This window comes from Streptomyces tropicalis, assembly GCF_029269835.1.
GTDB classification, from domain to species: Bacteria; Actinomycetota; Actinomycetes; order Streptomycetales; family Streptomycetaceae; genus Streptomyces; species Streptomyces tropicalis.
This window is the reverse complement of sequence record NZ_JARJBB010000012.1, coordinates 32,606-45,239: the sequence shown is the minus strand read 5'-3', so window position 1 is coordinate 45,239 and position 12,634 is coordinate 32,606. Positions and strand designations below refer to the sequence as shown.

Annotated in this window: 13 protein-coding genes; 5 read left to right on the top strand and 8 right to left on the bottom strand. The window is 73.9% G+C overall.

The annotated features are described in order from the left end of the window. Positions 1 to 87 precede the first annotated feature (87 nt). The 3 genes from P3H78_RS22100 to P3H78_RS22090 form a co-directional block, all read right to left on the bottom strand. The gene (locus P3H78_RS22100; RefSeq protein WP_276110832.1) at positions 88 to 1,359 is read right to left on the bottom strand and encodes a DUF4032 domain-containing protein; all 1,272 of its coding nucleotides are present in this window, start codon (positions 1,357 to 1,359) and stop codon (positions 88 to 90) included. Between the two features lie 49 nt (positions 1,360 to 1,408). Continuing rightward, positions 1,409 to 2,209, bottom strand: coding sequence for an MBL fold metallo-hydrolase (locus tag P3H78_RS22095; RefSeq protein ID WP_276110831.1), 801 nt, complete (start codon positions 2,207 to 2,209; stop codon positions 1,409 to 1,411). 128 nt (positions 2,210 to 2,337) lie between these two features. Beyond that, entirely contained in the window at positions 2,338 to 2,970 is a 633-nt protein-coding gene (locus P3H78_RS22090) for an alpha-ketoglutarate-dependent dioxygenase AlkB (protein WP_276110830.1), read from the bottom strand. A gap of 115 nt (positions 2,971 to 3,085) precedes the next feature. Here P3H78_RS22090 and P3H78_RS22085 point away from each other — a divergent pair, with 115 nt between their 5' ends. Together P3H78_RS22085 and P3H78_RS22080 are read left to right on the top strand one after the other, a co-directional pair. After that, positions 3,086 to 3,715: a TetR/AcrR family transcriptional regulator gene (locus tag P3H78_RS22085; protein ID WP_276110829.1), complete on the top strand. Its 630-nt coding sequence runs from the start codon at positions 3,086 to 3,088 to the stop codon at positions 3,713 to 3,715. Positions 3,716 to 3,738: 23 nt separating this feature from the next. Further along, positions 3,739 to 5,412 (top strand): FAD-binding dehydrogenase, encoded by a 1,674-nt coding sequence (locus P3H78_RS22080; protein WP_276110828.1) that lies wholly within the window; start codon positions 3,739 to 3,741, stop codon positions 5,410 to 5,412. 118 nt (positions 5,413 to 5,530) lie between these two features. Here the strand turns inward: P3H78_RS22080 and P3H78_RS22075 are convergent, their stop codons facing one another. Further along, a complete protein-coding gene (locus tag P3H78_RS22075; protein WP_276110827.1) occupies positions 5,531 to 5,881 on the bottom strand; it encodes a DUF488 domain-containing protein in 351 nt (116 codons plus the stop codon). A 165-nt stretch (positions 5,882 to 6,046) separates the two neighbouring features. On the opposite strand from P3H78_RS22075, the gene P3H78_RS22070 reads away from it, so the two are divergent. Then, a complete protein-coding gene (locus P3H78_RS22070; RefSeq protein ID WP_276110826.1) occupies positions 6,047 to 7,471 on the top strand; it encodes a M1 family metallopeptidase in 1,425 nt (474 codons plus the stop codon). Positions 7,472 to 7,511: 40 nt separating this feature from the next. On the opposite strand, the gene P3H78_RS22065 is transcribed toward P3H78_RS22070, so the two are convergent. Continuing rightward, positions 7,512 to 7,763, bottom strand: coding sequence for a WhiB family transcriptional regulator (locus P3H78_RS22065; RefSeq protein ID WP_276110825.1), 252 nt, complete (start codon positions 7,761 to 7,763; stop codon positions 7,512 to 7,514). Between the two features lie 125 nt (positions 7,764 to 7,888). Continuing rightward, complete coding sequence (locus tag P3H78_RS22060) at positions 7,889 to 9,106, bottom strand: saccharopine dehydrogenase C-terminal domain-containing protein (protein ID WP_276110824.1); 1,218 nt, start codon at positions 9,104 to 9,106, stop codon at positions 7,889 to 7,891. Between the two features lie 207 nt (positions 9,107 to 9,313). Here P3H78_RS22060 and P3H78_RS22055 point away from each other — a divergent pair, with 207 nt between their 5' ends. Both P3H78_RS22055 and P3H78_RS22050 read left to right on the top strand, forming a co-directional pair. After that, positions 9,314 to 10,030, top strand: a complete 717-nt coding sequence (locus tag P3H78_RS22055) for a TetR/AcrR family transcriptional regulator (protein WP_276110823.1) — start codon at positions 9,314 to 9,316, stop codon at positions 10,028 to 10,030. 156 nt (positions 10,031 to 10,186) lie between these two features. Then, complete coding sequence (locus P3H78_RS22050; RefSeq protein WP_276110943.1) at positions 10,187 to 11,503, top strand: MFS transporter; 1,317 nt, start codon at positions 10,187 to 10,189, stop codon at positions 11,501 to 11,503. A 15-nt stretch (positions 11,504 to 11,518) separates the two neighbouring features. Here the strand turns inward: P3H78_RS22050 and P3H78_RS22045 are convergent, their stop codons facing one another. Then, positions 11,519 to 11,974 carry a cyclic nucleotide-binding domain-containing protein gene (locus P3H78_RS22045; protein WP_276110822.1) on the bottom strand — a complete coding sequence of 152 codons (456 nt, stop codon included), beginning with the start codon at positions 11,972 to 11,974 and terminating at the stop codon, positions 11,519 to 11,521. A 280-nt stretch (positions 11,975 to 12,254) separates the two neighbouring features. Next, a complete protein-coding gene (locus P3H78_RS22040; protein WP_276110821.1) occupies positions 12,255 to 12,476 on the bottom strand; it encodes a hypothetical protein in 222 nt (73 codons plus the stop codon). Positions 12,477 to 12,634 lie beyond the last annotated feature (158 nt).

Below are 12,634 nucleotides of genomic sequence, written 5' to 3'. Positions count from 1 at the left end.
GTATGTTCGATCGCCCCGCTTCGCCCCGGCAGAGCGAAGGATCACGCGGGCGGGACGCGCTCCGGGCCCGGCGCGGCCGGCCCGTGCTCAGCCCGGTGTCGTCGGCTCCAGCGTCTCGCGCGCCTTCGGCAGGATCCTGCGGACGTAGTCCTCGACGGCGGTGTCCAGGCCGATGTCGTGCTGCGCCCGCTCGGACAGGTACCAGCGGTGCTCCAACAGCTGGTGGTACAGCTCGGCCGGCTCCATCGCGCCGCGCAGGACGGGCGGCACCGCCCGCACGGTGGGCCGGAACACCTCGCGCACCCAGCGGTGGGCGAGCACCTCCGGGCGGGCACCGCGCGGGCCGCTCCCGGCCGGGCGCCCGCCGTCCGCCGGGGCAGCGTCCGGCGCGTAGTCGTCCTGGGTGGCCATCCAGCTCTCCAGGTCGCTCAGCAGCCGCCGGGCCTGGTTCTCCTCGGTGTCCAGGCCGGTGAGCCGCAGCAGCTGCCGCTGGTGGTGGCCGGCGTCGACCACCTTGGGCACGAAGGTGACGGTGTCCCCGGTGGAGGAGGACTCGATCTGCATCTCGGCCACGTCGAAGCCCAGGTCGTTCAGCCGCCGTATCCGGCGCTCGATGTAGTGGTATTTGCCCGCCGGGTACACCGAGGTCCGGGTCAGCTCCTGCCACAGGCGCTCGTAGCGGGCGCAGATCTCGGCGCCGAACTCCACCGGGTCCACCGACGGGTGCAGCGCACCGGACGCCTCCAGGTCGAGCAGCTCGCCGCTGATGTTGACCCGGGCGAGGTCCAGGTCGTACTCCCGCTGGCCGCCGCTCAGCCGCGGGTGGAGCTCGCCGGTCTCCGCGTCCACGAGGTAGGCGGCGTACGCGCCCGCGTCGCGCCGGAAGAGCGTGTTGGACAGGGAGCAGTCGCCCCAGGCGAAGCCGGCCAGGTGCAGCCGCACCAGCAGCACGGCCAGCGCGTCCATCAGCCGGTGCATCGTCGCGGGGCGCAGCGTGGTCTCGAACATCGAGCGGTACGGCAGGGAACCGCCCAGGTGGCGGGTGATCAGCACCGGCTCCAGCGGTTGCCCGGCGGTGTCGGTGCGCCCGGTCACCACGGCCAGCGCGTCCACCGAGGGGATGGACAGCCGGTCCAGGTCGCGCAGCAGCCCGTACTCGCGCAGCGCGGGCCGCTCGGCGAGCTCCTTGACGGCGATCACCTCGGCGCCGGCCCGTGCGTAGCGCACGACGTGGCGGGAGATGCCGCGGGGGAGCGGCACGAGGTGCTCCTCGGGCCACTCCTCCAGCGGGACGTCCCACGGCAGCGCGAGCAGCAGCGCGGGATGCTCCGGATTGGTGGCGTTGATCTGCAGGGCCATGTCCCGACCCTAGGGCCTGTCGTCCGTCTTTCGTTCACGCATGCGTCGCTCACGCGTGCGGCGACGGGGTGCCGGAGTGTCCCGTGCCGGGGGAGCGGCCGTCCGCCAGAGCGATGTCGCGGGCCCGTCGCGCGGCCTGTTTCACCGAGCCGCGGTGCACGGGCCCGTGGCCGGGCAGCAGCACGTCGCCGTCGAGCCCCTCGATCAGGTCCAGTGAGGCGAGTGCGCGGGAGCGTTCGTGCTGGAACATGTCCGGCAGGAGTTGCGGGCCGGTCAACCGCGAGGTCGGGTGACCGCTGACCAGCGCGTCGCCGGAGACCAGCACGCCCGTCTCCGGCAGGTGGAACACGGTGTGCCCCCGGGTGTGGCCCGGCGTGTGCACGGGGACCGGCCGCCCGGGCAGGTCCAGCGGGCCCGATGTGGGGAAGGCCTCGGGGGCGGCGACGGGGAGGTGCTCGGTGCCGCCGGCCCGCAGCGCGCCCACCACCCAGGGCAGCACGCCCGGCCGCCAGGCGTTGCGCAGCACCGTGCCCACGGACACCTGGTCCAGGAAGTCGCGGCGGGCGTGCGGCACTTCGGCCTCGTGCAGGCGCACCGGGGTGCCGTGCCCGGCGCGCAGGTACTCGGCGGAGCCCAGGTGGTCGCTGTGGGCGTGCGTGATCAGCACCGCCTGCACCGCCTCCGGTGAACTGCCCACCGCGGCCAGCGAGCCGAGCAGTTGCCGCCGGTCGCCCGGATACCCGGTGTCGATCAGCGTGGCCGCGTCCCCCTCCGTCAGGATGATCCAGTTCGTGTGGGTGCCGTGCACCAGGTAGGTGCCGTCGGCGACGTGCTGCACGTCCGTCCGCATCGATGTCCCCGCTCCCGAGGTGGCCTGTCCGACCAGGACATCCCATCAGATCCGCGCGCCCCCGGACTCCGGGGAGGCGGCGCGCCGGTGTCTCACCGCCCACCGAGGGCGTCCCCCCGGCTCCGGCCTCAGCGCACCCCTGCCGGCCGGAACTGGACGCTGATGCGCGGGCCGGCCGCCCGCGTGGTCTTGGGGACGCAGTGCTCCCAGGTGCGCTGGCAGGAGCCGCCCATGACGATCAGGTCCCCGTGGCCCAGCGGGCGCCGGACGCCGGGACCGCCCCCGCCGGCCGGACGCAGCAGCAGATCCCGCGGCGCCCCCACCGAGAGGATCGCGACCATCGTGTCCTCGCGCGCCCCCCGCCCGATCCGGTCGCCGTGCCAGGCGACGCTGTCCCGGCCGTCGCGGTAGTAGCACAGGCCGGCCGTGGTGAACGGCTCGCGCAGCTCGCCGGCGTAGTGCGCGGACAGCGCCTCGCGGGCCTCGTCGAGCACCGGGTGCGGCAGCCGGGCGCCGGCCGGGTAGAAGCGGAGCAGCCGCGGCACGTCCACGACCTGGTCGTACATGGTGCGGCGCTCCGCCCGCCAGGGCACCTCGTCGGCCAGCCGCTCGAACAGCGCGTCCGCGCCGGACAGCCAGCCCGGCAGCACGTCGATCCACGCGCCGAGGCCGAGCCCGGTGCGGCGCAGTCCGGACAGCGGGGCGAGCCGCAGGTCGTCGGCCTGGTCGAACAGGGAGCCCTGGAGGTGGTGCACGGTCATGGCCTCAGCGTACTCCCGAATCGAAAATCTGTTCCCTTCAAAAGTTCGTCCCGGCCTTTCGATGCATTGCTGTATCGGATACATTTGCGTATCGAATCGGGAGAGGGGACCCGGCATGGCGGCGGAGGAGACGGCGCGGCGGGTCACCAGGCGCCGGGTCCGCACCCGGGCCAACCTGCTCGACGCGGCCTTCTCGGTCTTCGCCGCCAAGGGGTACGGCCGGGTGTCGATCGAGGAGGTCTGCGAGGCCGCCGGCTACAGCCGGGGCGCCTTCTACTCCAACTTCGCCACCCTGGACGAGCTGTTCTTCGCGCTGTACCGGCAGCGCGCGGACCTGATCGCCGACCAGGTCGCCGGGGCGCTCGCCGTCGACGGACCCGGCCTCGACGTGCCCGCCGCGGTCGACCGGGTCACCGAGGTGCTGCTGCTCGACCTGGACTGGCTCCTGGTCAAGACCGACTTCCTGGTGCACGCCGCCCGCGACCCGGCCGTGGCCGCCACGCTGCTGGAGCACCGGGCGCGGCTGCGCAGGGCCGTCGCCGACCACCTCGGACGGGCCCGCGGCCACACCGCGCTGCCCGCCGTCCTCGGCGACGCGGACGGAGCCGCCCACGCGGTCGTCGCGGCCTACGACGGCGTCACCACCCAACTGCTGCTGGACAAGGACGTCGCCCGCGCCCGTGCCTGGCTCAAGCAACTGCTCACCGCGCTCCTCACCGACGGCAGCGCGCACACCCCCGCATGAGGAACCGAGAAGGGAACGCGCGCATGGACGCGGACGTCATCGTCGTCGGAGCCGGCCTCGCCGGTCTGGTCGCGGCGCACGAGCTGACCAGCCGGGGCCGCAGGGTCGCCCTCGTCGACCAGGAGAACGCCGCCAACCTGGGCGGCCAGGCGTACTGGTCCTTCGGCGGGCTGTTCCTCGTCGACACCCCCGAGCAGCGCCGCCTGGGCATCAAGGACTCCTTCGACCTGGCCTGGAACGACTGGCAGGGCAGCGCGCAGTTCGACCGCACCGACGACGAGGACTCCTGGGCGGTGCGCTGGGCGCGCGCCTACGTCGAGTTCGCCGCCGGGGAGAAGCGGTCCTGGCTCCAGGGGCACGGCATCACGGTGCTCCCCACCGTCGGCTGGGCCGAGCGCGGGGACCTGCGGGCCGACGGTCACGGCAACTCCGTGCCGCGCTTCCACATCGCCTGGGGCACCGGCACCGGCGTCGTCGAGCCCTTCGCCGACCACGCCCGGCAGGCCGCGCGGGACGGGCTGCTCACCTTCCACCACCGCCACCGGGTCGACGAACTGGTCGTCGAGGACGGCGCGGCCCGCGGGGTGCGCGGCACGCTGCTCGCCGACGACGACGCCCCCCGCGGCGTCGCCTCCCGGCGCGAGGCCGTCGGCACGTTCGAACTCACCGCCCAGGCCGTCGTCGTCACCTCCGGCGGCATCGGCGCCGACCACGACATCGTGCGCCGGCACTGGCCCGAGCGCCTGGGCACCCCGCCGGCCCGGATGGTCACCGGCGTCCCCGCCTATGTCGACGGCCGCATGCTCGACATCAGCGCCGCCGCCGGAGTGCGCCTGGTCAACCGCGACCGCATGTGGCACTACACCGAGGGCCTGCAGAACTGGAACCCGATCTGGCCCGGCCACGGCATCCGCATCCTGCCCGGCCCCTCCTCGATCTGGCTCGACGCCCTCGGCCGCCGGCTGCCCGACCCGTGCCTCCCCGGCTACGACACCCTGGGCACCCTGCGGCACCTGCGCACCACCGAGGACATCGCCTCCCACGACCACTCCTGGTTCGTCCTCACCCGGAGCATCGTGGAGAAGGAGTTCGCGCTGTCGGGCTCCGAACAGAACCCCGACATCACCGCCAAGGACCGCCGGGCGGTGCTGCGCGACCGGCTGCTCGGCAAGGGCGCTCCGGGGCCCGTGCGCGACTTCCTCAAGCACGGCGAGGACTTCGTCGTCGCGGACACGCTGGAGCAGCTCGTGGAGCGGATGAACGGGCTGACCGGCAAACCGCTCCTGGACGCCGCCGGGGTGCGGCGCCAGATCGAGGCACGCGACCTGCAGATGGCGAACCCGTACAGCAAGGACTCCCAGGTCCAGGGCATCCGCAACGCCCGCCGCTACATCGGCGACCGGCTCGGCCGGGTCGCCGCCCCGCACCGGATCCTCGACCCGGCGGCCGGTCCGCTCATCGGCGTCCGGATGCACGTCCTCACCCGCAAGACCCTCGGCGGCATCCAGACCGACCTGGACTCCCGCGCCCTCGGCGCCGACGGGCAGCCGATCGAGGGGCTCTACGCCGCCGGGGAGGTCGCCGGGTTCGGCGGCGGCGGCGTGCACGGCTACAACGCCCTGGAGGGCACCTTCCTCGGCGGCTGCCTCTTCTCCGGGCGGGCGGCGGGACGGGCGGCCGCCCGGCAGACCGGCTGACGGCTCCGCCCGGCACACGGTCCGACGGCGCCGCCCGGCCCCGCACCCCGGGGCCGGCCGCCGGACCGGATGCGCCCGCACCGGGCGCCGCATAGCATGACCGCGTGGACACACGGAGTCACGGATGCAGCAGGCCGGCCAGGACCGTCGCGTGACTCTCCCCGGGCGTCCGGGACGCCGTCAGCAGCGTCACGGCCCCGGCGGCCGCGGACGCCTTGAGACCCGCCAGCAGCTCGGCGGCCGCGGGCTCGGCCAGCTCGGCCTCGTAGCGGCGCCGGAAGTCGTCGTAGGAGCCCTCGCCCGCGTGGTACCAGCGCCGCAGCTCGTCCGACGGCGTCAGCGCCTTCGGCCACTCGTCCACGCGTGCCTGCTCCTTGGAGACCCCGCGCGGCCAGAGCCGGTCCACCAGGACGCGCAGGCCGTCGCCGGGCTCGGGCGGGTCGTAGACGCGGCGCACACGGACACTCACGGTCGGGTCTCCCTCGGTCGCGGTCGGGTCAAGGGCGGAGCGTACTGTGCGTCGTCCGCGGCGCCGGGCGACGCGTCGGGACTTGACCCGATCAAGGGCGAATCCGGGACGGACGGCACTTACGCTGAGGTCGCCTGACCACCCGTCACCTCCCGAGGAGACCATGTGACGCCATCCCGGAAGCGGGCCGCCGGACGGTCCGCCGTCCTGCGCCGCGAAGCCGTGGTCACCACCGTGCCCTTCGCCCTCGCGGCCCTGCTCGCTGCCGCCGGACCGGCCGCGGCCGCGACGGCCGGCGCCCCCGGGGCGGGGGACCCCTACTTCCCGCTCGAGGGCAACGGCGGCTACCACGTCGTGCACTACGGCCTCACCCTGCGGTACGACCCGAAGACCCGGCACCTCGACGGACGGGCCGTGCTCACCGCCCGCGCCACCCAGCGGCTGAGCCGCTTCGACCTGGACCTGACGGGGATGAAGGTCTCCGGTGTCTCGGTCGACCACGTCAAGGCGGCCTTCCGGCGCGACGGGCAGGAACTCGTCGTCACCCCGCCCACGGTCCTGCGCGACGGCCGCGACTTCCGTGTCACCGTCACCTACGACGGCACCCCGAAGCCCGTCACCGACCCCGACGGCTCCCAGGACGGCTGGATCCCCACCGACGACGGCGCCTTCGTCGCCGGAGAACCCCAGGGGGCGATGACCTGGTTCCCCGCCAACGGCCACCCCACGGACAAGTCGTCCTACGACTTCACCCTCACCGTCCCGAAGGGGAGAACCGCCGTCGCCAACGGCGTCCTCCTCGGCCGGACCACGTCCGGCGGCACGGCCACGTACCGCTGGCGTCAGTCCGAGCCGATGGCCGCCTACCTCGCCACGGCGACCGTGGGCACCTTCGAGGTCGAGCAGTACACCACCCGCGGCGGTGTGCGGGTCTACAACGCCGTCGACCCCCGCGAGGCGGCCGCGGCCGCGCCCGTCCTGAAGAAGCTGCCCTCCGTCCTGGACTGGGAGAGCGGGCTGTTCGGGCCGTACCCGTTCCGTGCGGCCGGGGCGATCGTCGACCACGCCCCCTCCGTCGGCTACGCCCTGGAGACGCAGACGCGGCCGCTGTACGACTCGGCGCCGGACGTGAGCACCCTCGTCCACGAGAGCGCCCACCAGTGGTTCGGCGACTCCGTCTCCCTGACCCGCTGGAAGGACATCTGGCTCAACGAGGGCTTCGCGACCTACGCCGAGTGGCTCTACAGCGAGCAGCACGGCGGCGACAGCGCCCAGAAGTCCTTCGACGCCCTCTACGCCCGCCCGGCGGGCGACGCGCTGTGGGCCTACCCGCCCGGCGACCCGGGCGGCGGCGCCCACCTCTTCGGCGCGCCCGTCTACGCCCGCGGTGCGATGGTCCTGCACGAACTGCGCAAGGCCGTCGGCGACCGCATCTTCCACCGCATCCTGCGGACCTGGGCCACCACCCACCGCGACGGGCACGGCACCACCGACGGGTTCACCGCACTCGCGGAGCGGGAGTCCGGCAGGAACCTCGACGGGCTGTTCCGCACCTGGCTGTTCACCAAGGGGAAGCCGGACCGGGCCTGACCCGGTCGGCCGCGACCGTGCCGGCGGCCCGGCCGCGGGCCTAGGCCCCCCGGCGGCGGGTCGCCAGGCGCCGCTTCAGGGCGCGGCGTTCGTTCTCGCCCGTACCGCCCCACACGCCGATGGCCTGCCCGGTGTCCAGCGCCCACTGGAGGCACCGCTCCTGCACCGGGCAGCCCCGGCACACCGCCTTGGCCTGCTCGGCCTGCAGCAGCGCCGGACCGCTGGTACCGATCGGGAAGAAGAGGTCGGGGTCCTCGTCGCGGCACGCGGCGTGCTCGCGCCAGTCGTCCATGAGAAGTCACCTGCACATCGGTCGTCATCCGTCGTGAACGCGTACTCGACTTCGGGTGACCGGTCGATCCGCGGATAAAACCGCTGGGCCGGACGACATCGGACCTTCACACCATCCCCACACGGTCACTGCTCGCGCATCCCCCACGGGGAGCCGTACGCCGTCAGCAGGTCCAGGAACGGGCGGGCCGGGAAGGCCTCGGGGCCGAGGACGCCGGTGCCCGACCAGGCGCCGGTGGCGAGGAGTTCGAGGGCGACCACCGGATTGACGGCGGTCTGCCACACCACCGCCTGGCAGCCGTACTCCGCCATCGACCACTGGTTGTCGACGACGTGGTACAGGTACACCTCGCGCGGCGCGCCGTCCTTGGTGCCGCGCACCCAGGTGCCCGCGCAGGTCTTGCCGTGCATCCGCTCGCCCAGCGTCGCCGGGTCGGGCAGGCACGCGGCCACCACGTCCCGCGGCGACACGGCGACCGGCCCGTCCGGGCCCGGCACGGTGACCGGCTCCGTGCGGTCCAGCCCCAGCAGGTGCAGCGTCCTGAGCGTCTCCACGAACTCCCGGCCCAGCCCGTACTTGAAGGTCACCCGCCCGGCCTCGACCCAGCGCGGCACGAGCAGCACCTCCTCGTGCTCCACGTTCACGCACTCCACCTCCCCGATGCCCTCGGGGAAGTCGAAGACCTCCGGCTCGCTGAACGGCTCGGTGGTGAACCAGCCCCGCCCGGCCTCGTACACCACCGGCGGGTTCAGGCACTCCTCGATGGTGGTCCAGATGCTGAAGGAGGGGGCGAAGTCGTAGCCGTCGACGGTGAGGTTCGCACCGTCGCGGATGCCGATCTCCTCGATCTCGTCGAAGAGTTCGTCGGAGGCGTACCGGGCGAACACGTCCGACAGGCCCGGCTCGACGCCCATGCCCACGACCGCGAGGGCACCCGCCTTCTCCCAGTCGCCCGCCTCGGCGAACTGCTCGTCGCCGAGCATGACCCCGCACTCCTCGTACGGGCGCTCCGGATGGGGCCGCGACAGGGACATCGCCATGTCGAGGTAGGTCGCGCCGGCCGCGCGGGCCGCCCGGAACAGCGGCATCACGAAGCGCGGGTCGGTCGCGTTGAGCAGGGCGTCGCAGCGGTGCCGGGCCAGCAGGGCGGCCACCGCCGCCTCGTCGCCCGCGTCGACCTGCTCGGCCGTGAACCGGTCCTCGTCGCCGAGCGCGGCGACGGCGGCCTCGGCCCGCGCCCGGTCGTAGTCCGCGACGACCATCGCATCGAAGAACGGGCGGCGGGCGGCGATCCGGGTGACGGCGGTGCCGACACCGCCGGCGCCCACGAGCAGTACACGCATGACGGGAACTCCCTCTCGATCGGTGACGGGAATGCAGCGGAAGGCGACGGATGGAAAGAGACGCCTGATGTGGAGAAGTGCAGAAAAAGTCGGGAAAGGCAGGGAAGTACGGAGACGGCGAGGCTGTCCCCGGCCGCCGATCCAACGCCCCCGCCCCGTATAAGGTCAATGGTGTTGGCATAAGGCCCGCCCAGAGGAGGAGCCGGGATGCCCAAGCCCGTCGTGCCGGAGGAGAAGCGCCGCAGGCGCCGCCCCACCCGCAGCGGCACCGTGCTGTCCGAGAGCCTGATCGTGGAGACGGCGCTGCGGCTGCTGCGCGAGCACGGCAGCGCCGGGCTGTCCGCCCGCCGGCTGGGCCTCGCGCTCGACTGCGACCCGAGCACCCTGTACCGGTACTTCCGCGGCATGGACGACCTCACCCTCGCCATCGGCGACGCCCTCGTCGGGCAGGCCCTGCGGGGCTGGGGGCCGACGGGGAGCTGGCGGGCCGACCTGCGGACCGTGGGGCTGCGCATCCACGCCGCGTACGTCGCCCATCCCCAGGCCGCCCTGGTGACCGCGAACCGCGTCACCGGCCGCCCCCACGAGCTGGCCGCCGACGAGGCGGTCCTGGACGTGCTGCGCCGGGCCGGCTTCCCGCCCGCCGACACCGTGCGGATCTACCACGCCTTCATCGACCAGACCCTGGCCTTCGCCACCCTCGACGCCGCCTCGCTGGCCCTGCCGAGCGCCGCGCTGAGCGCCGACGACGCCATGTGGCGCTCCACCTACGCCCGGCTGCCCGCGGCCACCCACCCGCGCATCGCCGAGGCTGCCCCCCTGCTGGCGACCCGTATGGTCACCAGCGCCTACCCCACCGCCCTGGACATGCTGCTCGACAGCGCCGCCGCGCAGCTGGCGGCGCTGGGGGAGCGCACGGACTGAGCCCCGGCCCGGTACCGCCCGCCCCGCGCCCGGACGGCCGGTGCCCGCCACCCGGACCGCCCTGCGATAGTGAGGGCCGACCGAAAGATGTAACGAGCAACCAGGAAGCCCGTGGACACGAGCGAGAACACCGACGGCGGCACCGACGAGGCCGCCGTGCACCGGACCGGCGGGACCACCCGCGACCGGACCGCCCGGAGCGCGGCGGACGCCGCACCGGACCCGGATCCGGCCGCCCGGCGCGGCTGGCGCCGCTGGGCGATGGACACCCGCCCCCTGCGCCGCCCCGCCTACCGCCGGCTGTGGTCCTCCACCGTCGTCACCTCCGTCGGCAGCCAGCTCACCGCGGTCGCCGTGCCCAAGCAGATCTACGACATCACCGGCTCCTCCGCCTGGGTCGGCTACGCCAGCCTCGCCGGACTCGTGCCGATGGTCGTCTTCGCGCTCTGGGGCGGCGCGGTCGCCGACACCGTGGACCGCCGCAAGCTGCTTCTCCTCACCAACGGCGGCATCGCCGTCACCTCACTGCTGTTCTGGCTCCAGGCCGCCACCCGGCTCGACTCGGTCGGCGTGCTGATGGCGCTGCTCGCCGTGCAGCAGGCCTTCTTCGGCCTCAACTCCCCGGCGCGCAACGCCTCCATCGCCCGGCTGGTCCCCGCGGAGGAACTGCCCGCCGCCAACGCGCTGGGCTCGACGGTGATGCAGACCGGCCTGGTGGCCGGGCCGCTGCTCGCCGGCGCGCTGATACCCGTCATCGGGCTGCCCGTGCTGTACCTCCTCGACGCCGTCGCCCTGTGCGTCACCCTGTGGGCCGTGGTGCGGCTGCCCGCCCTGCCGCCGCAGCACGACGGGACCACCCGTCGCGCCGGCCTGCGGGAGGTCGCCGCCGGCTTCCGCTACATCTCCGGCCACAAGGTGCTGCTGCTGTCCTTCCTCGCCGACGTCATCGCGATGGTGTGCGGCATGCCCCGCGCCCTGTTCCCGCAGCTCGCCGCCGAGACGTACGCCCCCTGGGGCGAAGGGCTCGCGCTGGGGCTGCTGTTCGCCGCGATCCCGGTCGGCGCGGTGCTGGGCGGGCTGTTCTCCGGCACCTTCTCCCGTGCCCGCCGGCACGGCTGGATGGTGATCGGCTCGGTCACGGCCTGGGGTGCGGCGGTCGCCGGCTTCGGGGTGAGCCGCAACCTCTGGGTCGCCGTGGCGTTCCTCGCCGCGGGCGGGGTCGCGGACATGGTGTCGATGGTCTTCCGGGGCGCGATCCTGCTGTCCGCGGCGACGGACGAGATGCGCGGGCGGATGCAGGGCGTCTTCACCGTGGTGGTGGCGGGCGGCCCGCGCCTGGCGGACGTGCTGCACGGCACGGCAGGCTCGGCCTTCGGCCCGCACGCCGCGGTCGCCGGCGGGGGACTGCTGGTCGTCGCGCTGATGCTGGGCCTGGCGGCCGCCGTCCCGGCACTGCGCCGCTATCGGGTGTGACGAGGTCCCGGCGGGTCACAGGGTGCCGCGCCGGGGCAGGGAGTACTGCTCGAGCAGCTTGCCCCGGGTCATCTCCAGCCGGTGCGCGAGGACCTCGCAGACGGTGCGTACCAGCGACAGCCCGAGCAGCGGGTCCTCCACGCACAGTGCGAGGACCGGCGGCGCCTCGAACTCGTAGGCGCGCACCTGGCTGAACGCCTCGGCGCCGAAGTCCCACTGGTACGGCGGGAAGAGCCAGGACCAGCCGAGCAGGTCGCCCGCGCCGAGGCTCGCGACCGTCACCCGGCGCAGCGGCGTCACCTGCTGGTCCAGGTGGACGGCGCCGGAGCGGATGACCCAGAACCGGTCGGCGGTGCCGCCCGCCTCGAAGATCCGCGTGTCCTCGGGGAAGGAGACCTCCTTCGCGAGTTCCATCAGCCGCTCGCGCTGCATCTGGGGGAGGGCGGTCAGCAGCTTGATCGCTTTGGTCATGAGCAGGGCTCCTCACCGGCGACGGGTTCCGCGCATTTCCCTACGCCCATTTCAGCCGCTGCCGACGCCCCGGGCACCTCGGCGGGCGGGACCCCCGCGGGTCGGACCGTGACGCCTGTCCGCGGGCATGAAAAAGCCCTGGCTGGACGGGGGAGACCAGCCAGGGCCGTATGCGTCGGCGTACGGGGGACCGATGTGTCGACCCCGGCGCCGCGTATAGATGAACCGTAAACCATTAGGGGTCATGGGTCATACCCGGGGGCGGCGGTGGTGACTGGTCTCACCCTCCGCCCCGGCTGCTCCCGGGCGCGACGATCTCGTCCAGCACGCCCAGCACCGCCTCCAGGGCCAGGGCCCGTACGGCGGCCTCCTGCGCCGCCTCCGGATCGGTCGCGCCCACTTCGATCCTGCGCCCCTGCCACCTCCCCTCCTCCTCCCGGGCCCAGGACCTGGCCCGCTGGATGCGCCGCAACAACTCGTCCGAGTCCACCACTTCGGTCATGTCCTTCCCCTACCCCGCCCGCGGCGCCGCGATGGCTCGGAACCGCTCGTGGGCGGGCCGAGGTTTGGCCCGGGCCCGGACCGGTGACGGGAACAGGAGAGGCACGCGGTGCCCGCGCGGCGCGGGGAGTCCTCCGCAGCCGCCCGTGCCGCGGACGC

Bases quoted from the DNA above. Each gene is read 5' to 3' on its own strand.
- P3H78_RS22060 (WP_276110824.1), bottom strand. From the start codon at position 9,106: ATGCGTGTACTGCTCGTGGGCGCCGGCGGTGTCGGCACCGCCGTCACC.
- P3H78_RS22090 (WP_276110830.1), bottom strand. From the start codon at position 2,970: ATGACCGTGCACCACCTCCAGGGCTCCCTGTTCGACCAGGCCGACGAC.
- P3H78_RS22065 (WP_276110825.1), bottom strand. From the start codon at position 7,763: ATGGACGACTGGCGCGAGCACGCCGCGTGCCGCGACGAGGACCCCGAC.
- P3H78_RS22080 (WP_276110828.1), top strand. From the start codon at position 3,739: ATGGACGCGGACGTCATCGTCGTCGGAGCCGGCCTCGCCGGTCTGGTC.
- P3H78_RS22040 (WP_276110821.1), bottom strand. From the start codon at position 12,476: ATGACCGAAGTGGTGGACTCGGACGAGTTGTTGCGGCGCATCCAGCGG.
- P3H78_RS22100 (WP_276110832.1), bottom strand. From the start codon at position 1,359: ATGGCCCTGCAGATCAACGCCACCAATCCGGAGCATCCCGCGCTGCTG.
- P3H78_RS22045 (WP_276110822.1), bottom strand. From the start codon at position 11,974: ATGACCAAAGCGATCAAGCTGCTGACCGCCCTCCCCCAGATGCAGCGC.
- P3H78_RS22055 (WP_276110823.1), top strand. From the start codon at position 9,314: ATGCCCAAGCCCGTCGTGCCGGAGGAGAAGCGCCGCAGGCGCCGCCCC.
- P3H78_RS22095 (WP_276110831.1), bottom strand. From the start codon at position 2,209: ATGCGGACGGACGTGCAGCACGTCGCCGACGGCACCTACCTGGTGCAC.
- P3H78_RS22085 (WP_276110829.1), top strand. From the start codon at position 3,086: ATGGCGGCGGAGGAGACGGCGCGGCGGGTCACCAGGCGCCGGGTCCGC.